This window comes from Mycobacterium sp. 360MFTsu5.1, assembly GCF_000383495.1.
Classification (GTDB): domain Bacteria; phylum Actinomycetota; class Actinomycetes; order Mycobacteriales; family Mycobacteriaceae; genus Mycobacterium; species Mycobacterium mucogenicum_B.
In genome coordinates, this window is record NZ_KB911476.1 from 62,004 (window position 1) to 84,432 (window position 22,429).

20 protein-coding genes are annotated in these 22,429 nt (G+C 66.7%); 10 read left to right on the forward strand and 10 right to left on the reverse strand.

Translation table 11 applies throughout. From position 1 onward, the window contains the following. Positions 1 to 154 precede the first annotated feature (154 nt). On the forward strand, positions 155 to 1,837 hold the full coding sequence (locus H289_RS0127305; protein WP_051128616.1) for an acyl-CoA synthetase: 1,683 nt from the start codon (positions 155 to 157) through the stop codon (positions 1,835 to 1,837). A gap of 65 nt (positions 1,838 to 1,902) precedes the next feature. On the opposite strand, the gene H289_RS0127310 is transcribed toward H289_RS0127305, so the two are convergent. After that, complete coding sequence (locus H289_RS0127310; RefSeq protein ID WP_020104041.1) at positions 1,903 to 2,271, reverse strand: SpoIIAA family protein; 369 nt, start codon at positions 2,269 to 2,271, stop codon at positions 1,903 to 1,905. Positions 2,272 to 2,393: 122 nt separating this feature from the next. Beyond that, the gene (gene sigI, locus H289_RS0127315; RefSeq protein ID WP_020104042.1) at positions 2,394 to 3,251 is read right to left on the reverse strand and encodes an RNA polymerase sigma factor SigI; all 858 of its coding nucleotides are present in this window, start codon (positions 3,249 to 3,251) and stop codon (positions 2,394 to 2,396) included. A gap of 91 nt (positions 3,252 to 3,342) precedes the next feature. Here sigI and H289_RS0127320 point away from each other — a divergent pair, with 91 nt between their 5' ends. Beyond that, complete coding sequence (locus H289_RS0127320; RefSeq protein ID WP_020104043.1) at positions 3,343 to 4,194, forward strand: NmrA family NAD(P)-binding protein; 852 nt, start codon at positions 3,343 to 3,345, stop codon at positions 4,192 to 4,194. Beyond that, complete coding sequence (locus H289_RS0127325; protein ID WP_029105822.1) at positions 4,187 to 4,630, forward strand: nitroreductase/quinone reductase family protein; 444 nt, start codon at positions 4,187 to 4,189, stop codon at positions 4,628 to 4,630. Before H289_RS0127320 ends, H289_RS0127325 begins: the two co-directional genes overlap by 8 nt. Positions 4,631 to 4,632: 2 nt before the next feature. Here the strand turns inward: H289_RS0127325 and H289_RS0127330 are convergent, their stop codons facing one another. The 5 genes from H289_RS0127330 to fabG form a co-directional block, all read right to left on the reverse strand. After that, positions 4,633 to 5,976 (reverse strand): MFS transporter, encoded by a 1,344-nt coding sequence (locus tag H289_RS0127330; RefSeq protein WP_020104045.1) that lies wholly within the window; start codon positions 5,974 to 5,976, stop codon positions 4,633 to 4,635. Between the two features lie 154 nt (positions 5,977 to 6,130). Further along, the gene (locus H289_RS0127335) at positions 6,131 to 6,814 is read right to left on the reverse strand and encodes a GntR family transcriptional regulator (RefSeq protein ID WP_029105823.1); all 684 of its coding nucleotides are present in this window, start codon (positions 6,812 to 6,814) and stop codon (positions 6,131 to 6,133) included. Next, entirely contained in the window at positions 6,798 to 7,991 is a 1,194-nt protein-coding gene (locus H289_RS0127340) for an acyl-CoA dehydrogenase family protein (RefSeq protein WP_020104047.1), read from the reverse strand. Before H289_RS0127340 ends, H289_RS0127335 begins: the two co-directional genes overlap by 17 nt. A gap of 30 nt (positions 7,992 to 8,021) precedes the next feature. Next, positions 8,022 to 9,242, reverse strand: coding sequence for an acetyl-CoA C-acetyltransferase (locus H289_RS0127345; RefSeq protein ID WP_020104048.1), 1,221 nt, complete (start codon positions 9,240 to 9,242; stop codon positions 8,022 to 8,024). Then, the gene (fabG, locus tag H289_RS0127350) at positions 9,243 to 9,989 is read right to left on the reverse strand and encodes a 3-oxoacyl-ACP reductase FabG (protein ID WP_029105824.1); all 747 of its coding nucleotides are present in this window, start codon (positions 9,987 to 9,989) and stop codon (positions 9,243 to 9,245) included. A 128-nt stretch (positions 9,990 to 10,117) separates the two neighbouring features. Between fabG and H289_RS0127355 the strand changes: the two genes are divergently transcribed. Continuing rightward, positions 10,118 to 11,314 carry an acyl-CoA dehydrogenase family protein gene (locus H289_RS0127355; RefSeq protein ID WP_020104050.1) on the forward strand — a complete coding sequence of 399 codons (1,197 nt, stop codon included), beginning with the start codon at positions 10,118 to 10,120 and terminating at the stop codon, positions 11,312 to 11,314. 12 nt (positions 11,315 to 11,326) lie between these two features. Here H289_RS0127355 and H289_RS0127360 read toward each other — a convergent pair whose 3' ends face one another. Then, positions 11,327 to 11,779 carry a MaoC family dehydratase gene (locus H289_RS0127360; protein WP_029105825.1) on the reverse strand — a complete coding sequence of 151 codons (453 nt, stop codon included), beginning with the start codon at positions 11,777 to 11,779 and terminating at the stop codon, positions 11,327 to 11,329. A gap of 380 nt (positions 11,780 to 12,159) precedes the next feature. Here H289_RS0127360 and H289_RS0127365 point away from each other — a divergent pair, with 380 nt between their 5' ends. Genes H289_RS0127365 through H289_RS0127375 form a run of 3 tightly spaced genes read left to right on the forward strand, consistent with a single transcriptional unit; the run spans position 12,160 to position 16,898 of the window. Further along, positions 12,160 to 12,876 carry a hypothetical protein gene (locus tag H289_RS0127365; protein ID WP_020104052.1) on the forward strand — a complete coding sequence of 239 codons (717 nt, stop codon included), beginning with the start codon at positions 12,160 to 12,162 and terminating at the stop codon, positions 12,874 to 12,876. Beyond that, positions 12,876 to 15,005 carry an Rv1355c family protein gene (locus H289_RS0127370; RefSeq protein WP_020104053.1) on the forward strand — a complete coding sequence of 710 codons (2,130 nt, stop codon included), beginning with the start codon at positions 12,876 to 12,878 and terminating at the stop codon, positions 15,003 to 15,005. Before H289_RS0127365 ends, H289_RS0127370 begins: the two co-directional genes overlap by 1 nt. A 12-nt stretch (positions 15,006 to 15,017) precedes the next feature. Continuing rightward, on the forward strand, positions 15,018 to 16,898 hold the full coding sequence (locus tag H289_RS0127375) for a putative bifunctional diguanylate cyclase/phosphodiesterase (RefSeq protein ID WP_029105826.1): 1,881 nt from the start codon (positions 15,018 to 15,020) through the stop codon (positions 16,896 to 16,898). A 12-nt stretch (positions 16,899 to 16,910) separates the two neighbouring features. On the opposite strand, the gene H289_RS32105 is transcribed toward H289_RS0127375, so the two are convergent. Continuing rightward, positions 16,911 to 17,816 (reverse strand): hypothetical protein, encoded by a 906-nt coding sequence (locus H289_RS32105; protein ID WP_138158445.1) that lies wholly within the window; start codon positions 17,814 to 17,816, stop codon positions 16,911 to 16,913. A gap of 185 nt (positions 17,817 to 18,001) precedes the next feature. Between H289_RS32105 and H289_RS0127385 the strand changes: the two genes are divergently transcribed. From H289_RS0127385 to H289_RS0127395, 3 genes are all read left to right on the forward strand, one after another. Continuing rightward, entirely contained in the window at positions 18,002 to 18,670 is a 669-nt protein-coding gene (locus H289_RS0127385; protein WP_020104056.1) for a ScbR family autoregulator-binding transcription factor, read from the forward strand. A 71-nt stretch (positions 18,671 to 18,741) separates the two neighbouring features. Next, on the forward strand, positions 18,742 to 19,974 hold the full coding sequence (locus H289_RS0127390) for an acyl-CoA dehydrogenase family protein (protein WP_020104057.1): 1,233 nt from the start codon (positions 18,742 to 18,744) through the stop codon (positions 19,972 to 19,974). Then, complete coding sequence (locus H289_RS0127395) at positions 19,975 to 21,099, forward strand: acyl-CoA dehydrogenase family protein (RefSeq protein WP_020104058.1); 1,125 nt, start codon at positions 19,975 to 19,977, stop codon at positions 21,097 to 21,099. A gap of 38 nt (positions 21,100 to 21,137) precedes the next feature. On the opposite strand, the gene H289_RS0127400 is transcribed toward H289_RS0127395, so the two are convergent. Then, on the reverse strand, positions 21,138 to 22,400 hold the full coding sequence (locus H289_RS0127400; RefSeq protein ID WP_020104059.1) for an amidohydrolase family protein: 1,263 nt from the start codon (positions 22,398 to 22,400) through the stop codon (positions 21,138 to 21,140). Positions 22,401 to 22,429: the final 29 nt, after the last annotated feature.

Below are 22,429 nucleotides of genomic sequence, written 5' to 3' on the forward strand. Positions count from 1 at the left end.
GCCCGCCCGGGTGAACAGCCGATCGTCAGGCCGGGGCGCAACGGTCGTCTACACAACCGCCCGCACAGTGGACGCACACCGCTGTCGGCACCTCACAGGGTGGTACCAAAAGAGACGACCCTCACTCCGTGGTACTAAATGAGTGTATGGACAGATGTCCAGTTGTTGCCCCACCAGCCTTAGGAGAAACGTGCTGTTCACGGTTTCCGACGTCACCGACGCCGTCGCTGCAGCCATCCCGGACCGCACCCTGATCATTCAGGGCGATCGCCGCTTCACCTACGCCGAGGTTGTCGCCCGCGCCAACCGGCTCGCCGCCTACCTGCACGCACAGGGCCTGGGCGTGCACACCGAGCGCGAGCAGCTGGCCGGCCACGAAGTGGGCCAGGACCTGGTGGGCATCTACGCGTACAACGGCCCCGAGTTCGTCGAATCCCTGCTCGGCGCGTTCCGCGCCCGGGTGGCGCCGTTCAACGTCAACTACCGCTACGTCAAGGCCGAGCTGCAGTACCTGCTGAACGACGCGGGTGCCTCCGCCCTGATCTATCACGCCGCGTTCGCGCCGACCCTGGCCGAGGTGCTGCCGGACCTGCCGAACCTCAAGGTCCTGATCCAGATCGCCGACAGCTCGGGCAACGACCTGCTGCCCGGTGCCGTCGACTACGAGACCATCGTGAACGCCGACGTCCCGCCGCCGCCGGTGACGCCGTCGCCCGACGACCTCTACGTGCTGTACACCGGCGGCACCACCGGTATGCCCAAGGGCGTGCTGTGGCGCCAGCACGACATCTTCATGGCCTCGTTCGGCGGCCGCAACGCGATGACGGGCGAGCCGGCGCAGTCGGCCCAGGAGATCGTCGACCGGGCCTCGGCGGCCGCCGAGATGCGGATGATGATCCTGCCGCCGCTCATGCACGGCGCCGCTCAGTGGGGCGTGATGACGGGCATCAACAACGGCCAGACCATCGTGTTCGCCCAGGAGGTCGAGGGCTTCAACGCCAAGGAGATCGTCGAGACCATCGCCCGCGAGAAGATCGCGATCGCGACGGTCGTCGGTGACGCGATGGCCCGGCCGCTGGTCACCGCGATCGAAGAAGCCATCGCCGACGGTAGCCACGACCCGACGTCGCTGGTCGTCGTCGCCAACGGCGGCGCCCTCTTCACGCCGGCCGTGAAGGGCCGGCTTGTCGCCGCACTGCCGAACGCCATGGTGATCGACGGCGTGGGTTCGTCGGAAACCGGCGCGCAGATGTCGCACGTGTCGACCAAGGCCAACGTCTCCAGCGGCACCTTCACCGCCGGTCCGGCCACCCGGATCGTCTCGGAGGACTTCACCTCGCTGCTGGCCCCCGGCCATGAGGGCAACGGCTGGCTGGCACAGGAGGGCCACGTGCCGCTCGGCTACAAGGGCGACGCGGCCAAGACGGCCAAGACCTTCCCGGTGATCGACGGCATCCGGTACGCGGTGCCGGGCGACCGTGCCCGCCTGCTGGAGGGCGGCACCGTCGAGCTGCTCGGGCGCGACTCGGTGACCATCAACTCGGGCGGCGAGAAGATCTTCGCCGAAGAGGTCGAGTCCGCCATCGCCTCGCACCCGGCCGTGGTCGACGTCGTCGTCGCCGGACGGCCGAGCGAGCGCTGGGGCAACGAGGTCGTCGCGGTCGTGGCACTGGCCGACGGTGCCGAGGCCGACGCCGCCGAACTCATCAAGCACGCGTCGGAATCCATCGCGCGCTACAAGCTGCCGAAGGCCGTCGTGTTCCGGCCGACGATCGTCCGCAGCCCCGCGGGCAAGGCCGATTACCGGTGGGCCAAGGAGCAGGCGCTGCAGGACTAGATCCCGCCAGAAGTAGAACGGCCCCCTTTCTTCCGAGAGGGGGCCGTTCGCTGTCTGCCGACAGCTCAGCCGGCGGCCCACTCCTTCGCGCGGTCGAGCTCGTCGAGCCCGAAGATCTGCAGTTCGCCGGGAATCATCCAGGCCACGGCATGCAGCGTGTGCGCCACCCACGGCTTGTCCGACACCACGGCAATGCGTTTGAACGCCGAATGGTGTTTGAACAGCCCACCGAAACCGACCTTCAGATCCTCGACCAGTCCGCCCGGGCCGAAGCCCTCGTAGTCGGCGGCGATGACCTCGACGATCCTGATCTCACCACCGACGACGAGATCGTCCATCGTGGGCTCGAATTCGCGGATGTCGTCACCGCTCACCCGACCGGACACCCGAATGCCGGTCACGCCGTCGGGCATGTCTGACAGCACTTCGATCATGGCGCCAGCCTACGGCGCAGCCGTGCCTCGCGAGCTGGGGGCACCTCCCGCTTGCGGGGGGAACGCAAAACTGTCAACTTCGCGACGAAAACGACAGTTTTGCGTCTTCTCGCGGGAGCTGATCACGCCCCGAACCGGGCCAGCGGATCGGCTGTCGCCTCGATCTTGGCGACGAGACCGTCGCGAATCGTCAGGACCACCACCGCGAAGAGCTGCCGGTGCGCGAACGCCAGCAGGACGGGTTGGCCGAGCGGTCCGGCGACGACGGTGGTCCCCGGTCCGAGGTACAGCATGAGATTCTCGGCGACCCGCTGCGGTCCGTGGTTGACGATCGGCGCGATCGGCGGATCGCTCAGCACCGTGCCGACGCCCCAGACCGTCGGGTCCAGCACCGCGGCCAGCGCCTGCACATCGCCGCCGGCGCAGGCGGTGATGAACTTCTCTGTGACCAGTTGATGTTCGGTCGCCTCGACGTCGTCGGCTCGCCTGTCGGTACCGGCCACCTTCGCCCGGGCCCGGCGGGCCAGCTGCCGGCACGTGCCGACGGGCCGGCCGACGGTCTCGGCGATCGACTCGAACGGGACGCCGAAGACGTCGTGCAGGATGAACGCCACGCGCTCACCGGGACTCAGCTGCCGGAGCACCCGCAGCAGGGCGCTCGACACCTCGTCGTCGAGGGTGATGCGGTCGGCGGGGTCGGGCTCATTCGATGCCAGCGGCGGCATCTCGTCCTGCTCGGTCGGTTGTTCGCGCCGCGCCCGCGCCGACCGGACGAGGTCGAGGCACAGCCGGCCGGCGACCGTCGTCAGCCACGCGCGAACGTCCTCGATCTCGCCGGGCTCTGTGCGGGACAGCCGCAGAAACGCTTCCTGCGCAACATCTTCGGCGTCGCCGACGTCACCGAGCATCTGGTACGCGAGGTTGACCAGATACGGATGGTGGTGGCGCCAGGCCGCGGTGAATTCAGTGGTTTCTGTCATCAGTTGAAGACGATCCAGGGTGGTGAAAAGTTACCGCACCGCCGCATCCCGTGGGTCGTAACTTATCCGACAGGTACTCCGTCCTTGATTCATGACCATTCTCATCACCGGGGCCACCGGCAACGTCGGTCGCCCCCTCGTCGAACAATTACACGCCGCGGGCATGAAAGTCCGTGCCGTCACCCGTAATCCGTCCCCACAGCTCCCGGCCGGGGTCGAGACCGTCGCATCCGTCCGCGACGGCATCGCCGGAGCGAGCGCGGTGTTCCTCAATTCCCGTGCCCTCGGTCCGGACCTGGCGTGGACGGTCGACGCCGCCAAAGATTCCGGCGCCAAGCTGGTCGCGCTGTCCGCGATGAACGTCGACGAAGACTTCACCCGGCAGCCGTCGCGTCTGCGGGGCGACCGCAACAAGGAGGTCGAACAACTGGCTGTCGACTCCGGACTGCCGTGGGTGAGCCTGCGGCCGGCGTTGTTCGCCACCAACTTCATCGGCATGTGGGCCGGGCAACTGCAGGCCGGTGACGTCGTGGCCGGACCCTATGCGGAGGCCTCCAGCGCACCCATCGTCGAAGCCGACATCGCGGCCGTCGCCGCGCGCGCCCTGCTCACCGATGACCTGAACGACCGCAAGATTCCGCTGACGGGGCCGCAGGCGCTCACCAACGCCGAGTTGCTCGCCATCGTCGGCGAGGTGCTGGGGCGCGACCTGCGCTACCGGGAAATCCCGGTCGAGCAGGTCCGCGAGCGGTTCGTCGCCATCGGCTTCCCCGCCGAGTTCGGTACCGCCTACACCGCGCTGCTCGCCGAAACCGTCGACACCCCGGCGCGGGTGAGCGACGAGGTCGAGCGCATCCTCGGCCGTCCGGCCCAGACCTTCGCCTCCTGGGTGGGCCGGCACCGCGGCGCCTTCACCCCGCGTTTGGAGACCAGCCATGTCTGATCCGCGACCGCCGCGCTACCTCAAGCCGATGAACAAAGTCGTTGTCGCCGTGGGGAAGCTCGGCATCCCCGTCGGCCCCGCGATGGTGCTGACCGTGCCCGGCCGCAAGACCGGTACACCGCGAAGCACCCCGATGACACCGTTCGTGGTGCACGGCGAGATGTACGCCGTCGCCGGCTATCCGGGCGCGCACTGGGCCCTCAACGCCCGCGCCGCCGGCACCGGCACCTTGACGCGGGGCCGCAAGTCGCGGCCCGTGCGGATCACCGAGTTGACGGTCGACGAGGCACGGCCGGTGCTACGTGAGTTCCCGGTGCAGGTACCCGTCGGCGTGAAGTTCGCCAAGAGTTCCGGCATGGTCACCGAGGGCACACCCGACGAATTCGAGGCGCTGGCAGGAAGACTCGCTGTCTTCCGATTCGACCCGCTGGGCTGATCTCAGCGGTAGGCGCTGCCCTGTTCGCGGTCGAGGTAGGTGTCGGACTTGTTCTTCAGGAAGAACAGATACACCAGCAGCGACGCCGCGATGCAGACGGTGACGTAGACGATGAACAGCGGCACGTCACCTCGGGCCTTGAGGGCCTGGTAGATCAGGGGCGCGGTGCCACCGAAAATCGAATTGGCCAGCGCATAGCCGACGCCGACGCCGAGCGCCCGCACGTGGGCCGGGAACAGTTCGGACTTCACCAGCGCGTTGATCGAGGTGTATCCGGTGAGAATGATGTACGCGACGGCCACCAGCACGAACGACAGGATCGGCGAGTGCGTCTGCGGCAGGTAGGTGATCAGGACGTAGGTGTAGACCACACCGCCGAATCCGAACCACAGGAGTAGGGGTTTGCGGCCGACGCGGTCGCTGATCATGCCGCCGATCGGCTGGATCAGCATCAGGAAGATCAGCCCGAGGAGGTTGATCCAGGTCGCGGTCATGGGTTGGCTCTTGTAGGTCGCCTTCACCATCGCCGGCGCGTTGACGCTGTACGTGTAGAACGCGACGGTGCCGCCGAGCGTGATCAGGAAGCACAGCAGCAGCGGCTTCCAGTAGCGCGTGAACAGTTCACGCATCGAACCGGCACGCGCGTCTTTACCCTCCTGGACCGCCTTGAGGGTCTCCTCGGAAAGTGACTCGTCCATGCTGCGCCGCAGCCAGAACACCACGACCGCCGCGACACCGCCGACCGCAAACGCTATGCGCCAACCGAATTCGCTCACCTGCGCGGTGTTCAGCGCCGTGAGGATGATGAGCAGGGTGAACTGGGCGAGCACGTGCCCACCGACCAGGGTCACGTACTGGAACGAGGAGAAGAACCCGCGGCGTTCCCGGGTCGCCGCCTCCGACATATAGGTCGCGGATGTGCCGTACTCGCCGCCGGTGGCGAAACCCTGCACCAGCCGGCAGATGATCAGGATGATCGGCGCCGCGACGCCGATGCTGGCGCGCGACGGAACCAGGGCGATCACCATCGAGCAGGCGGCCATCAGCGACACACTGACCATCAGTGCGGTGCGGCGCCCCCGGCGGTCGGCGAAGCGGCCGAAGAACCACGACCCGATCGGCCGGGTGATGAACGTGACCGCGAAGATCGCGTACACGTAGATCGTCGAATTCTGGTCGGCCTTGTCGAAGAACTGGTTTTCGAAGTAGGTGGCGAAGACGGTGTAGACGTAGACGTCGTACCACTCGACGAGGTTGCCCGACGAGCCCCGGATGGTGTTCCAGATCGCGCGACGGGTCGCTGCGCGGCCCGACGGCGTCGGTGTGTCTTCGGTCAGTGCGGTCATGCTGCTCTCCAACGGTGGGCAACGAATCGGGTGTGGGCACATCATTGCGGCGAACCGACGGTACGGAATGGAATTCGGCCACAGCGCCGTTTTCCTTGCACGATTCACAGATTCACCCCGACCGTACCCTTGCGTGGTACCGGCTCATCGCGCTTCAGCCCTCGCGGATGACTCCGCGTTCGCAGAGGTGCTCCGTCAGCGGCGCCACCCCGACTTCGAAGTGTTCAGCCATCGCCGTTCGGGCCGCATCGCCGTCACCGGCCTGCAGCGCGGCGATCACGCGGCGGTGGTCCCGGATCGACAGATCCGGCCACCCCTGCAGCGTCGGAAACACCGCCTCGGGCGCGTAACGGGTTATGCCTGACATGAATTGGGTCAGCTTGGGTGAGTCGGCGACGACATTGATCAGCCGGTGGAACTCGTGGTTGAGCTGCACCATGCGGTCGACATCGGTGTGCTGGTAGGCCTGCTCCAGCGCCTCCTGGATGCGCGTGAGTTCGGCGACCTGAGCGTCCGTGATGTTCTCGGCAGCACGCGCCGCCAGTTCCCCACCGACGAACGCCTGCACCATGGCCACGTCGGCGACGTCGCGGGCGGTCACCTCCAGCACCATGAAGCCACGCCGGGGATGCTGCACCAACAGCCCTTCGGCCCGCAGGTTCAGCAGCGCCTCCCGGACCGGGGTGACGCTGACACCCAGCTCGGTGGCCAGCTGGTCCAGCCGCAGGTACTCCCCCGCCGGTAACGCACCGTTGAAGATGCGGCGCCGAACGTACCGCGCCACGTCGTGGGAAAGCTGTGCGGGCGCGGCGAATTGGGGTTCAGATGCGGTATTCATTGAGCAGGTTCTTGCTGATGATGGTCTTCTGGATTTCGCTGGTGCCCTCGCCGATCAACAGGAACGGCGCGTCCCGCATCAGTCGTTCGATCTCGTATTCCTTCGAGTAGCCGTAGCCGCCGTGGATCCGGAAGCTCTGTTGGGTGACTTCCGAACAGAACTCACTGGCAAGGTATTTCGCCATCCCGGCGGCGACGTCGTTGCGCTCTCCCGAGTCTTTGAGCCGGGCCGCGTTGACCATCATCAGATGTGCCGCTTCGACTTTGGTGGCCATCTCGGCGAGTTGGAAGGCGATGGCCTGGTGGTCGGCGATCGGCTTGCCGAACGTCTCGCGCTGCTGGGCGTAGCGCACCGCCAGTTCGAAGGCGCGGATGCCGACACCGCAGGCCCGCGCCGACACGTTGACCCGCCCGACCTCGATACCGTCCATCATCTGGAAGAAGCCCTCGCCGGGCTTGCCGCCGAGGACGTCGTCGGCGCCGGCGCGGTAGCCGTCGAAGATGAGCTCGGTGGTGTCGATGCCCTTGTAACCGAGCTTGTCGATCTTGCCCGGGATGGTGAGGCCCGGTTTGACCTCGCCGAAGCCGGTCGGTTTCTCGACCAGGAACGCGGTCAGGTTGCGGTGCGGCTTGTCCGCGCCCTCGTCGGTTTTCACCAGTGCCGCAACCAGAGTCGAGCTGCCGCCGTTGGTCAGCCACATCTTCTGGCCGGTGATGGTGTAGCCGCCGTCGGCGTCTCGGGTGCCCCTGGTGCGGATCGCGGCGACGTCGGACCCCAGCTCCGGCTCGGACATCGAGAAGGCGCCGCGCACCTCACCGGTCGCCATCCGGGGCAGGTAGCGCCGCTTCTGTTCGTCGGTGCCGTGCTGACGGATCATGTAGGCGACGATGAAGTGGGTGTTGATGACGCCCGAGATGCTCATCCAGCCCCGGGCGAGTTCCTCGACGCACAGGGCGTACGTCAGCAGTGACTCACCGAGCCCGCCGTACTCCTGCGGGATCATCAGGCCGAACAGGCCCATGTCCTTCATCTGATCGACGATGGCCTGCGGATAGGAGTCCGAGTGTTCCAGCTCCTGTGCTGCCGGAATGATCTCCCGGTCGACGAATTGCCGTACCGTGGCGACGATTTCGCGCTGCACCTCGGTGAGTCCGGCGGTCTGGGCCAACTTACTCATGTGCGGTCCCGCTTTGCTTCTCGCTGTCCGTCATGACTCGATCCGTTCGAATACGGCGGCCAACCCCTGGCCGCCTCCGATGCACATGGTCTCCAGCCCGTAGCGCGCATCCCGCAGGTGCAGTTCGCGGGCCAGGGTCGCGAGCATCCGGCCGCCGGTCGCGCCGACGGGATGGCCGAGCGAGATACCCGAACCGCGCACGTTCGTGCGTTCCCAGTCCGCGTCGGTGAACTTCCATTCCCGGGTGCAGGCCAGCGCCTGGGCGGCGAAGGCCTCGTTGAGTTCGATCAGGTCGATATCGGCAAGAGCGAGGCCGGCTTTGGCCAGCGCGATCTCGGTGGCCGGCACCGGTCCGATGCCCATGACGTTGGGCGGCACCCCGGCCACGCCCCAGGACGCCAGCCGGATCAGTGGCTGCAGCCCCAGTTCGGCCGCGCGCTCCGGGGTGGTCACGACGCACATCGACGCCGCGTCGTTCTGCCCACTGGAGTTTCCCGCCGTCACGGTGGCATCCGGATCACTCTTGCCCAGAACGGGTTTGAGCTCACCGAGCGCCTCGACGGTGGTGTCGGCGCGTGGATGTTCGTCGGTGTCGATCACCTGGTCACCGGCGCGGGTGGTGACGGTCACCGGGACGATCTCGTCGGCCAGCACCCCACTGCGTTGCGCTGCAACAGCTTTCTGATGCGACCGCACCGCCAGCGCATCCTGCTCCACCCGGGAGATCGCGTACTGCCTGCGCAGGTTCTCCGCCGTCTCGAGCATGCCACCGGGCACCGGATAATTCTTGCCGCCGGCGGTGGTCCGGCCGCGCGCCAGCCCGTCGTGCACCGTGATGCCGCCGCGCGCGCCACCCCAGCGCATATCGGTGGAGTGGAAGGCGACGTTGCTCATCGACTCCGCACCACCGGCGATCACCAGATCGTTTGCGCCACTGGCCACCTGCATGCAGGCCTGGATGACGGCCTGCAGTCCTGACCCGCAGCGCCGGTCGACCTGCATGCCCGGAACCGTGACCGGCAGCCCGGCGTCGAGCGCCACCACGCGGCCGATCGCCGGGGCTTCGCTCGACGGGTAGCAGTGCCCGAGAATGACGTCCTGTACCGCGTCGGCCGGAATCTCGGTGCGCTGCAACAAACCCCGCAGCGCCGCGACGCCGAGTTCGACCGCGGTCAGCGATTTGAACATGCCGCCGTAGCGGCCGATCGGGGTACGTACCGGCGCGCAGATGACGGGACTGGTCGCGGTCATCTAGATGTGCCGTCCCCCGGTGATTTCCAGGACGCAGCCGGTCATGTACGACGACATGTCCGACGCCAGGAACGCGACCACCGACGCCACTTCACTGGGCTCGGCGGCCCGTCCCATCGGAATCTCCGCCAGCTTCTGATCCCAAATCCGTTGCGGCATGGCCTCGGTCATCGCGGAGCGGATCAGGCCCGGCTGCACGGCGTTGACCCGCACGCCGAGGTGGGCGACCTCCTTGGCGGCCGCCTTGGTCAGGCCGACGATGCCCGCCTTGGCCGCCGAGTAGTTGGTCTGGCCGACCAGGCCGACCTTGCCCGAGATCGACGAGATATTGATGATGGCACCGCTTTTCGCCTCCCGCATGAGGTTGGCCGCCAAGCGGGTGCCGTTCCAACAGCCTTTCAGGTGCACGTCGATGACCTGGTCGAACTGCTCCTCGGTCATCTTGCGCATGGTGGCGTCGCGCGTGATGCCGGCGTTGTTGACCATGATGTCGATGGTGCCCCGGCCGCCGAACTCGACCGCGGCGTCGATCAGTGCCTGCACGTCTGCGGCCGACGTCACGTCGCAGCGCACGGCCTTGGCCACGTCGGAACCCCCGAGTTTGGCGACGGCGGCCTCGGTCGCGTCGAGATTCAGGTCGCCGATCACGACGCGGGCGCCTTCGGCGATGAACCGTTCCGCGATCGCGTATCCGATTCCCTGGGCACCGCCGGTGATCACCGCGATACGTCCGTCCAGCAGCGGCATGGTCGTGCACTCCTCCTGATCGACTGATCCGGTCCGGGCGGCAGCCCCGCCGGCCGGCTTCATACATAAAATATGATATTTCTTGCATCAAACCAGAAGCACCCTCGTGTTGCGCAAGGAGACCTCACATGGCCGAACCCACCGGTTCCCCCGCCGCAGAAGTCAGCGATCAGGATTTCCGCGACATCCTCGACGCGACCCGCCAGTTCGTCCGCACCGCGGTCCTGCCGCGCGAGCTGGAGATCATGAACGAGAACCGGGTGCCCGACGACATCCGCGATCAGGCGAAGAACATGGGCCTGTTCGGCTATGCCATCCCCCAGGAGTGGGGCGGTCTGGGACTGAACCTCGTCCAGGACGTCGAGATGGCGATGGAGTTGGGCTACACCACGTTGGCCGTGCGGTCGATGTTCGGCACCAACAACGGCATCGCCGGCCAGGTGCTCGTCGGGTTCGGCACCGATACCCAGAAGCAGCGCTGGCTGGAACCGATCGCCAGCGGCGACTGCGTCGCGTCCTTCGCGTTGACCGAGTCCGGCGCCGGCTCCAACCCCGCGGGCCTGCGCACCAAGGCCGTGGCCGACGGGGACGACTGGATCATCACCGGCCACAAGCGATTCATCACCAACGCGCCCACCGCGAACCTGTTCGTGGTGTTCGCCCGGACCCGGCCGGCCGACGCCGACGGACCCGGCATCGCCGTGTTCCTCGTCCCCGCCGACGCTCCCGGCGTCGTGGTCGGGCCGAAGGACGCGAAGATGGGCCAGGAAGGGGCCTGGACCTCCGACATCACGTTCGACGACGTGCGGGTCGGTCCCGATGCCCTCATCGGCGGCAACGAGGACATCGGCTACCGCGCCGCGCTGACGTCATTGGCCCGGGGCCGGGTGCACATCGCAGCCGTCTCGGTGGGCGCGGCGCAACGCGCCCTCGACGAGTCGGTGACGTACGCCGCGACCGCCACGCAGGGCGGCACCGCAATCGGCGAATTCCAGCTGGTACAGGCGATGCTGGCGGACATGCAGACCGGCGTCATGGCCGGCCGGGCCCTGGTCCGGGACGCCGCGCAGTTGTGGGTCAGCGGCGCGGACCGCCGCATCGCGCCGTCGGCCGCGAAGCTGTTCTGTACCGAGATGGTCGGCAAGGTCGCCGACCTGGCCGTGCAGGTGCACGGCGGCAGCGGGTACATGCGCGACGTGCCCGTCGAACGGATCTATCGCGACGTGCGCCTGCTCCGGTTGTACGAAGGCACCAGCGAGATTCAACGGTTGATCATCGGCGGCGGACTGGTGAAGGCGGCGCAGCGCTCGGCGTCGGGTCGCTGACCCCGCCGGCAATCATCCGATGATTCGCACGATCGACTCGACGACGGCGGCCGGCTTATCCGATCCCTCGATCTCGACGGTCACTGTCATCGTCGCTTGAACGGCACCGTCCAGCTCGTCGACTTTCGAAATGACGGCACCCGCGCGAACGTTTGCTCCGACCTTGACCGGTGTGATGAATCGCACCTTGTTATATCCGTAATTGACGGCCAATGCGACGTTGTCGACGCGATAGAGCTGGTGCATGAAATGCGGTAGCAGTGAAAGTGTCAGCAAACCGTGTGCAATTGTGCCGCCGAACGGGCCCGCGGCGGCGCGCTCAGGATCGACGTGAATCCACTGGTGGTCGTCGGTGGCGTCGGCGAACAGATTCACCCGATCCTGGGTGATCTCCATCCACTCCGTCGGCCCAAGCTGACTACCTGCTGCTGCGACGAACTCGGACAGATTGTCGAAGACCTTCACGCTTGCTCCTCTCGAGCGCGTCCGCTTTCCGGGCCGCGCCGCTATTACTTCTAACGCGTCCGTCAGAGCAGCACAATGCACAGATTTTGGGCCGACGTCACCTACTTAGCCACTCAAAGTTCGCCATCCCTAGGCATCGTCTAGGCTAACCTGCAAAAATAGCGATATCCGGGATTGCCAAGGTCCTTCGCACCAGCACACTCGCTTTGACCAATTCTTCGGCACGCCGAAGGTCGGCAGACAACGTTTCACCACTAGCTGGCCGCGGGACCCCAACAACCCCGATACTGAATTAAGGAATGCAGTCCGCGCGAGATGCGTTTACCGCAACCGACTGCCAACTGACGTTGCAGTGACTGCTGAAAACGAATGGGGCAACGATGTCGGTGGAGTATGTCGAATACGAATCCCACCTCGATATTCGTTTTCCCGAAAACATCGCCTGGTCCGACACCGATACCGATTGCAGCGTGGTGCTGTCGCAACCCGACACCGACCCGGAACTCTGGCACCGCTACGTGGACGCGGCTGCGCAGAGTTATCGCCGGCACGGCGTCGAAGCGGTCGTCGACGCTGCCGCGATCCGCGATGGTGCTGACACCGCGTTGTTCTGGACGGTCCTCGACCGCCGGGGCAACATGGTCGGCGGCCTGCGCGCCAAAGCCCCACTCGGCTGTGCCGACGACTCGCATGCGGTGGTGGAGTGGGCCGGCCGGCCGGGGCTGGCCATGGTGCGCAAGATGATCAACGACCGCGTGCCATTCGGCGTCATGGAGATGAAAACCGCGTGGGTGTCCGACAGCCGCGCCAGCCAGCACGCCGTCACCAATCTCCTGGCCCGGACCGCCTATCACGCCACCAGCGTCATGGGCGTGCAGTTCGTGATGGCCACGGCAGCCCAGCACGTCCTGGAATTGTGGAAATCCGGGGGCGGCGTGGTGGCGCCGATTCCGGCCACGCCGTACCCCGACGAGCGGTACCGCACCAAGATGATGTGGTGGGATCGAAGGACCATGGTCAATCATTCCCAGCCGGAGCAGATTACGAAGGCGCTGCGTGAGATCGACGCGATATCAACCAGGCTGGTCGCCGGTTGATGGCAGCTCTGGACGCTAACCACATCTCGATCCTCGACCCCCAGAACTCCGCTGACGCGGCAGCACTCGAAGAGCTGCTGCGCGATCCGGCGGTCAACACCGTTGACACCTGGGCCGACCAGTTCGCGGCGCTGGCCGAACTCCGGCCGGCCCCGACGTCCGACCTTCTCGACGAACCCGCCCGCTGGGTCTACTACCCGTGGCGTGCGGCGGTGCTGAAGCTGCTGGGCCCGCGGTCGTATCGCCGCCTGCGCCTGGACCGCAACCGGCATCTGGCCACCAGTGCCGAACAGGACCGGCTGGGCCGCCTGCGCGTCGGCATCGTCGGACTCAGCTCGGGCCACCTCATCGCTCATTCGCTCGCCGTGGCGGGATTCTGTGGCGAGCTCCGGTTGACCGATTTCGACAAGCTGGGCGTGTCCAATCTCAATCGCATACCCGCAACGGTCTTCGACATCGGCCTCAACAAGGCGACCGCCGCCATGCGCCGGATCGCCGAGCTCGATCCCTACCTCCTGGTCCGGCATTCGACCGCCGGACTGAGTGCCGAGTCCCTCGCGCCGTTCCTCGACGGGCTCGACGTGCTGGTCGAGCAGTGTGACTCGCTCGAGATGAAACTGCACCTCCGCCACGGCGCCCGGGCCCGCGGCATCCCGGTACTGATGGCCACCAGCGACCGCGGCCTGATCGACGTCGAACGCTTCGACGTCGATCCCACCCGCCCGGTCTTCCACGGACTGCTCGGCGACATCGACCCCGACACCATGGCGGGCCTGCCGATCGCTGAAAAGCTGCCGTACCTGATGCAGGTCTTCGACCCGGCCAGGGTTTCGCCGCGGATGGGCGCGTCCCTGCTCGAGGTGGGCCGCACCCTGTCGGCCTGGCCGCAACTCGTCGGCGACGTAACCGTCGGAGCGGCAACCGTTTTGGAAGCCATCCGCCGCATCGGGCTGAACGAGCCCCTCGCGTCCGGTCGCACCCAGGTCGACATCGGCGGTCTGCTCGGTGAACTTGCCGAACCCACCCACGTCGCCGGACCCGCCGATGTCCCCCTGCCGGAGGCCGGTGCGGTCTCGACCGGGCTCGGCCAGGTCATCGACGCCGCCGTTGCCGCCGCGATTCGCGCGCCTTCGGGCGGCAACGCGCAGCCGTGGCGCATCGCGGCGACGGCCGACAGCCTCGTCATCGGCATCGATCCCGCACGCACTTCGGCCATGGACGTCGGTTTCCGGGGCAGTGCGGTCGCCGTCGGGGCCGCGGCCTTCAACGCGCGAGTTGCTGCCGCCGCCAACGGTTTTGCCACGGAGGTGAGCTATACCGAGCCCGACGGCGCATACCCGTTGCGGATCGCCCTCCGACTGCGGCCGGGCGGTGCCCCTGAGCTCGCGCGGTGGCACCCCGGGGTCTTCGAGCGCGAGACCAACCGGCACCGCGGAACGGGCGCACCGTTGACACCCGAGGTGGCCGAGACGTTGTCGCAGGTGGCAAAGGAATACGACGCACGCGTGCACGTCATGGTCGACCACGGTGAGATCGCACGCGCGGCAACGGTCTTCGCAGCTGCCGACCGGATCCGCTACCTCACCCCTACCCTGCATCGCGAGATGATCTCGGAGCTGCGCTGGCCCGGCGACGACGACATGGACTTCGGCATCGATGTCCACTCCCTCGCGCTCGATTCCGGCGATCTGGCCGTACTGCCGCTGCTGCGCCGGACCGACGTCGTTGCGGCACTCGACGAATGGGATGCCGGCGCCGTGCTCGGGGACGACACGAGTGATCGCCTGCGTGCCAGCAGTGCGGTCGTCACCGTACTGATCCAAGGCGCGGCGCTGAGCGACTTCGCCCGTGGCGGTGCCGCCGTGGTCGCCGTGTGGATGGCGGCGCAGGCCGCCGGACTGGCCGTACAGCCGATGTCGCCGCCGTTTCTCTACGCCCACACCGGAACCGAGTTCGGCGAACTCTCCAGCAAGTACGCCGACCAACTCCACCGACTACAGGACACATTCAACGAGTTGACCAGCAAAGGGCAGGGCGAGTCGGTGGTCCTCGTGCTCCGAATATCGGATGCGCCACCGGCTTCGGTACCGAGCCGTAGGAGCACCGCCTTTGAGGTCGGTGCAGGTTAAGCTGATCGTCTCATGTCCATCGACGAGTCTCCCCCTTCACTGGATCGCGTGGTCACAGAGGTAGCGACGCGGCTGATGGCGGCGGACTCCAGCAACTACACCCAGGTGTACACGGACGTGCTGGAGATCCTCGTCGACTACTTCGGGGTCGACGTCAGCTTCCTGCGGCGCAATGATCACGAGATCGGTGCCTCGATACTCGTCGCGGAATGGCCACTGCGGCCGGAGATTCCGGACCCCGATCCCCTGCGCGTGGTGTACTTCGCCGACGCCGACCCGGTCTTCGCGGAATTGGAACATCGCAAGAAACCGCTCATCGTGCACCCCGATCCGGAGACCGACGACTATCAGCGGCGCATCGAGGCCGGCCGCAATGTCCCTCAGATATCCCTGGCAGCAACGCCTTTGGTGTCCGGCGAGCGCACCACCGGGGCGCTGGGCTTCGTCAAGTACGGCAACCGCGAATGGGTCACCGAAGAGATCAATGCGCTGCAGGCCATCGCTTCACTGTTGACCCAGGCCCAATCTCGGGTCCTCGCCGAGGAGCAGCTCCGGTACCTGGCCGAACACGATGACCTGACCGGCCTGAACAACCGGCGCGCCCTCATCGCCCACCTCGATGCCCGGCTGCAACCGGGACAACCCGGTCCGGTGACCGCCCTGTTCTTCGATCTCGACCGGCTCAAGGCCATCAATGACTACCTGGGGCACAGTGCGGGTGATTCGTTCATCCGTGTCTTCGCCCAGCGCCTCACCGAGGGGGTCGACAGCAAGACCGTGATCGCCCGGCTCGGCGGTGACGAGTTCGTGGTCGTCCCGGCAGACCCGATATCCGCGAACAAGGCCGAAGCACTCGCCTACCAGCTTCAGGACTCCCTGCGGCGCCGCGTGTGGATCGACGGTGAACGGCTCACGCGGGCAGTGAGTGTCGGCGTCGCTTCGGGCACTCCGGGCTCCGACACCTCCTCCGACCTGTTGCGCCGCGCCGACCAGGCCGTCTTGAGCGCGAAGTCTGCCGGCGGGGACCGTGTTGCGGTGTTCACCACCGCCATGTCCCTGGAAACGGCCTACCGCAACGATATCGAGCTGCACCTGCAGGACGTCATCGAGAACGGCGCGCTGCTGCTCAACTATCTCCCGGAAATCGACATGCGCACCGGGAAGCTGCTCGCGACCGAAGCGCTCGTACGCTGGGACCACCCCACCCGCGGGCTGCTCCCACCTGCCGCATTCATCGGCATCGCCGAATCGATCAACCTGGCAGGCGAATTGGGCCGGTGGGTGCTGCGGACGGCATGCCGCGAATTCGCCCGCTGGCGCGAGGACTTCCAAGCCTCGAAACCCGGCAGCGACGATCGCGACGATTTCGAGTTGCGCGTCAACGTCTCCCCGGTTCAGCTGGTCACCGACGGCTTCGCCGAGTCGGTGGCCGAGATCCTCGACGAATTCGGTCTCGACCGCGGGTCGGTGTGCCTGGAGATCACCGAGAACGTCGTCGTGCAGGACAGCGAATCCTCCCGCGCCACATTGGCCGACCTCCGCAGAACCGGCGTTCGGTTGGCGATCGACGACTTCGGCACCGGATACAGCGTGCTGTCCCACCTCAAGTCGCTGCCTGTCGACATCCTCAAGATCGATCGCAGCTTCGTGACCGACCTCGGGTCCAACCCCGGCGACCTGGCGATCGTCCGGGCGATCATCGCGCTGGCCGACTCGTTCGGTCTGCAGATCGTCGCCGAGGGCGTCGAAACCAAGGCTGCCGCAACCACATTGCTGCGCCACGGCTGCCACCGGGCGCAGGGGTTCCTGCTGTCGCGGCCGCTGCCGAGCGACCAGATGGCGACGCTGTACCGCAAGGGACGGGTGCCGGTCCGGTTCACCAGCGACATGTGACCCCGAACAGCGCTAGCGCGCAACCAGTTCCACGCGGGCGAACCTGCTGGCGGGCTGGCCCACGATACAGACTTCGAGGTCGCCGGCCGGCAGGGCGTCAGCCTCCGCCGGTCCGCCCCCGCCGGTGAAATCGGGCGAGATCACGACACCGTGACGCGCACGCACGAAGTACGGTCCGTCGGGCGTGTTCAGTTCCGCTCCGATGATCCGGCGGTCTTCGAAGAGCAGCGCCCGCAGCGTGCTGTCCGCGCTCACCGCGATGTCGCGTTCGGCAGCGGCCACCGCCAGCCAGTCGAACAGTTCGTCCGGTCCGTCACCGGCGCGCCATTCGATGGCGCCGAGCGAAGCCAGCCGAAGCGTCTTGCCCACCGAGTCGCGCAGGGTCTCCGCGGACCAGCCGCGAACCGTGCTGTAGAGCGCGCCGGTGACGGAATCCAGACACGCCCCGGCCCAGTCGAGCAGGCCCGCGCCGAAGAACGTCTCGATGGTGCGTGCGTGTGTTTCGGACTCCGTCAGCTCGCGTACGGCACGGGCCGGCACCGGCCGGCCGTTCGCCGGCGGTGCGCTCGCGTCGACGTCGACCTCGGCGGTCACCGCGGCGAAGTAGACGGCGGTGGCGTCGAGCTGCTCCTCGGTTTCCGGCTCGGCCGATTCGGCCTCACCGGGTCGAGCGGCGTCCGGCTCGGGCGCGTCGTCGGGAACCCCGCGCGGTACACCGAACTCGTCGATGCGAGCATCGAGGACGGCGCCCAGAGTGACGCAGTGCACATCGTCACCGCGCAGCCAGCGCCCGTCATCGGCGGGCAGCGCTCCGGCAACCATCACATCTGCGGCGGCGTCGACCGCGGCAATGGCTGTCGCCAGGCCACCGATACCGGCGCCGACGCACAGCACGTCAACTTCTGCGTCCCAATCCAACCTGAATTCCCTGAGTTGAGCGTTAGCGAACTGCAACAATCCGACAGTCAGGGATCGCTTTCGCCGTTCGGCTACTTTACATACTCACGGAATGAACGACACCAACAACGGCCTACGTTATGGCACCCTTAGGATGATCCGGGGGGCTAGCCACTGAACGCGCGCTGACGGAAGGTGATCGACGAATGGGGCGCCAGCCGCGATCCGAAGTGACCCGACGCAAGATCATTGACTCTGCTGTCGATTTGATCAACGAGATCGGTTATCCCGCCGCCGGATTGGCTGACATCATCGAACGCGCCGAGCTGACGAAGGGCGCGCTGTACTACCACTTCGATTCCAAAGAAGCCCTGGCCACTGTCATCATCGAAGAGGCAATGGTCTTGCTGCACAACGTGTTCCAGTCTGCCCGGGACTCGGAGCACAGCGCGATGAAGTCACTGATCGTCGGCACCTTCACCACCAGCGATCTGCTGGCGACCAACCGGACCGCCCAGGCCGGAACGAAACTGTTGCGCACGTTCGCGGGGTTCAACCCGACAGCGCGACACAGCTACGTGAACTTCGTCGACCAGTTCACCTCGGACATCAAACGCGCCGAAACGGACGGCGATCTGCGCCCCGGCGCGGACCCTGCCGATGTCGCCAACACACTGGTGGCCTGGATCCTCGGCGCGGAGCTGATGTCCAGCGCCGCGTCCGACGGCGACGACCTCCGCGACCGGTTCACCAGGCAATGGCGCGTTCTGATGCCGGCGATCGTGACCCCGGAATCGCTCGACCGCCACCTCGACTTCATGGTGGCCGCGTCCACGCGACAGCCGAACATCGTGGAGCACACCGCCACCCCCTGACTCCACATCGCTAACTAAGTTCACTTCTTTGTTGCTAGGCTGCCATCAGCCCAAGCGACAGAGGAGTCTGCATGGACCTCAATTGGTCGGCCAGCGATCTGGCATTCCGCGATGAAGTACGCACATTTCTGCAGGAAAATCTGACACCGGACATCCGAGAAGCCGGTCGTCTGATGACGAGCGTCTACAGCGATCACGACGCGAGCCTCGCCTGGCAGCGCATCCTGCACGAGCGCGGTTGGGCCGCACCGGCCTGGCCCGTCGAATACGGCGGCTGCGATTGGAGCCTGACCCAGCACTACATCTTCAGCCGGGAGTCGACCCTGGCCGGGGCGCCGGCACTGTCCCCGATGGGTATCCGGATGGTCGCTCACGCGATCGTCCGGTTCGGCACCACGGAACAGAAGAACTATTTTCTGCCCCGCATCCTGACCGGTGAGGTCTTCTTCTGCCAGGGCTACTCCGAACCCGAAGCCGGATCCGACCTGGCCGCCCTGACCATGGCGGCCGTCTCCGACGGCGATGACCTGGTGTGTACCGGCAGCAAGATCTGGACCACCCACGCCACCGAGGCCAACTGGATGTTCGCGCTGGTGCGCACCACCCGCACGGCCAAGAAGCAGCAGGGCATCACCTTCGTGCTGATCGACATGAGCACGCCGGGCATCGAGATCCGGCCACTGGTGATGACGTCCGGCGAAGAGGTCCAGAACCAGGTGTTCTTCGATGAGGTCCGGGTGCCCAAGAGCAACGTCATCGGGCAGATCGACGACGGCTGGACCGTCGCGAAGTACCTGCTCGAGTTCGAGCGCGGCGGCGGCGCCGCCGCCCCGGGGCTGCAGGTGCTGGCCGACGACATCGCCACGGCAGCGGCGCAAGCGCCGGGCCCCGAAGGCGGCCGCCTGCTCGACGATGCCGCGTTCTCGCGCAAGCTCGCCGACGCCCGGATCCGTACCGAAGTGCTCGAGATACTCGAATACCGCGTGCTGGCCGCGCTGGCCGGCGGCGGCCATCCGGGCGCAGCGTCGTCAATGTTGAAGGTGCTCGGCACGGAGCTGAGCCAGACCTTGACCGAACTGGCCATGGAGGCCGCCGGACCCCGCGGCCGGGCATACCAGCCACACGCCACCCGTCCCGGCGGCCCGGTGGCCGAATTCACCCCTCCCGCAGACGGTTACGTCAGCGGCGAGGCATGGCAGGCGGTCGCGCCACTGCGGTACTTCAACGACCGTGCCGGGTCGATCTACGCCGGCAGCAACGAAATTCAGCGCAACATCCTCGCCAAAGCAGAATTGGGGCTGTAAATGGACTTCACCTTCTCCGCGGAACAGGAACTTCTCGCCGGCGGCCTGTCCAAGTTCCTGTCCGGCCGGTACGACCTCGAGGCCAGCCGGGCCGCAGCGAAATCCGGCCCCGGCTGGCAGCCCGACATCTGGCAGTCGTTCGCCGAGGAACTCGGCATTCTCGGTGCGGCCCTGCCGGAGGACGTCGGCGGCATCGGCGGCGGACCCGTCGAGGTCATGCTGATCGCCGAAGCGCTGGGCCACGCCCTGGTCATCGAGCCGTACGTGGACACCGCGGTGGTCGCCGCCGGTCTGTTGCTGCGATCCGGTAGCCCGGTTGCCGGCCCCATCTTGGCGGAAATCGCTTCCGGCACAGCCGTTGTCGCGCTCGCCGCGGCCGAGGCCCACAGCGGCGACCGGTGGCAGGACGTCCAGACCACCGCCTCCCGCGAGGGCGACGCCTGGGTACTCAGCGGCGACAAGATCATGGTGGTGAATGCGCCGTTGGCCACCCACCTGCTCGTCACCGCGCGGACCGACAACGGCGTCTCGCTGTTCCTGGTCGACATCTCCGAGCCCCGCGAGGGGCTGGTGGTGCACAGCTACCGCACCGTCGACGACCGTCGGGCCGCCGACCTGGAGCTGCGCGAAGTCCGGCTGCCGGGCGACGCGCTCCTGGGCGCTGAAGGCGAGGCCTGGCCGTCGATCGCCCAGGCCCGCGACGAGGGCGCCGCCGCCGTGTGCGCCGAAGCCGTCGGCAACATGCGGAAGGTGTTGGCCGACACCGTCGAATACGCCAAGCAGCGCCAGCAGTTCGGCCAGCCGATCGGCAGCTTCCAGGCCCTGCAGCATCGCATGGTGGACATGCACATGGAGCTCGAACAGTCCGTGTCGGCGGTCTACCTGGCCGTGCTCAACCTGGAAGCCGACGCGCACACCCGGGCACGCGCGGTTTCCGCGGCCAAGGCCACCGTCGGCCGCGCCGCGCGGTTCATCGGCCAGAACGCCGTACAGCTGCACGGCGGCATGGGCATGACCGAGGAACTCGCCATCGGCCATTACTTCAAGCGGCTCACCGCCGTTCAGTACGAGTACGGCTCCACCGACCACCACGTGACCCGTTATGCAGAACTGACCCGCCGCTGAGTTCGGCGCGCGCCCTCACCTGATCCGGCCGGGCCGGATCAGGTGAGGGTCATCTGCTTCTGCGCGTACAACTTTGCCCACTCCGCCCGCGGCCGGATCGACGTGTCGACGTCGGCGGCCTTGGCGCGCAGGGCACCTGCCGTCGCCTGTGCCTTCGGGGTCAACTTGAACGGATCCCAGCCGAAGAACCGGCAGGAGTTCTCCCAGGTGATCTTGTTGATGTCGGAGTCCGAGGCGCCGGCCGCGTTGAGTTCGGCCAGGACCTGCTCGGGCGCGTCGGGCCAGAAGCAGTCCGAGTGCGGGTAGTCGCACTCCCAGGCGATGATGTCGATGCCGATTTCGTGGCGCAACTTCAGCGAAGTCTTGTCGGTGACGTAGCAGGCCAGCGAATGCTCACGGAAGACGTCACTGGGCAGCTTGTCCCCGAAGTCGCGGCGCAGCCACTTCTGATTGGTGTAATGCCGGTCGCTGCGATCCAGATAGAACGGAATCCAGCCGATACCGCCTTCGGAGAAGGCGAATTTCAGGTCCGGATAGTTGCGCATCGCCGGGCCCCACAACAAGTCCTGGGCGCACATCGCCGACACCTGCGTGGCCAGGATGATCAGGTTGTCGATCGGGGCGTCCTTGGCCATCGAGATCGCGCCGAAGCCGGTGCCGATGTGCAGACACATCACGACGTTCTCTTCGGAGAGGGTCCGGAACACCGGGCCCCAGTAGTTCTCGTCGAAGTAGCTGGGCAGGCCTTCCAGGTGCGGCAACTCGGGCATGGTCACCGCCCGGCAGCCCTTCGCGGCCACCCGGCGGATCTCACGGCACATCGCCTCGGGGTTCCACGTCGGCAGAATCGCGATCGGGATGAACCGGTCCGGGTACGCGCCGGCCCATTCGTCGATGTGCCAGTCGTTGTAGGCCGAGACCATCACCAGGGTGGCTTCTTCGCGGTGCATGTTCAGGTGCCGGGCGGAGAAACCCGTGAAGGTCGGGAAGCACATCGAGGCCAGGATGCCGTTGCGGTTCATGTCCCGCACCCGCTCATGCACGTCGTAGACACCGGGACGCATTTCGGCGAAGCCGGCGGGATCGCGTCCCCACTCCTCGGCCGGCCAGGAGACCACGGCGTTGAGCCCGCTCACGCCTTGGGGGCGGCCCTGATACATCCACTGGTCGACGCCGTTGGCGTCGGTGACGACGATCGGCGCCTCGGGCTTGTACTTGTCCGGAACGTGGTTGACGAACATGTCGGGCGGCTCCACGACGTGGTCATCGATGCTCACCAGGATCAGGTCGTCGGTATTCACGGGACTCCAATTGCTCCTCACGTGCGCGG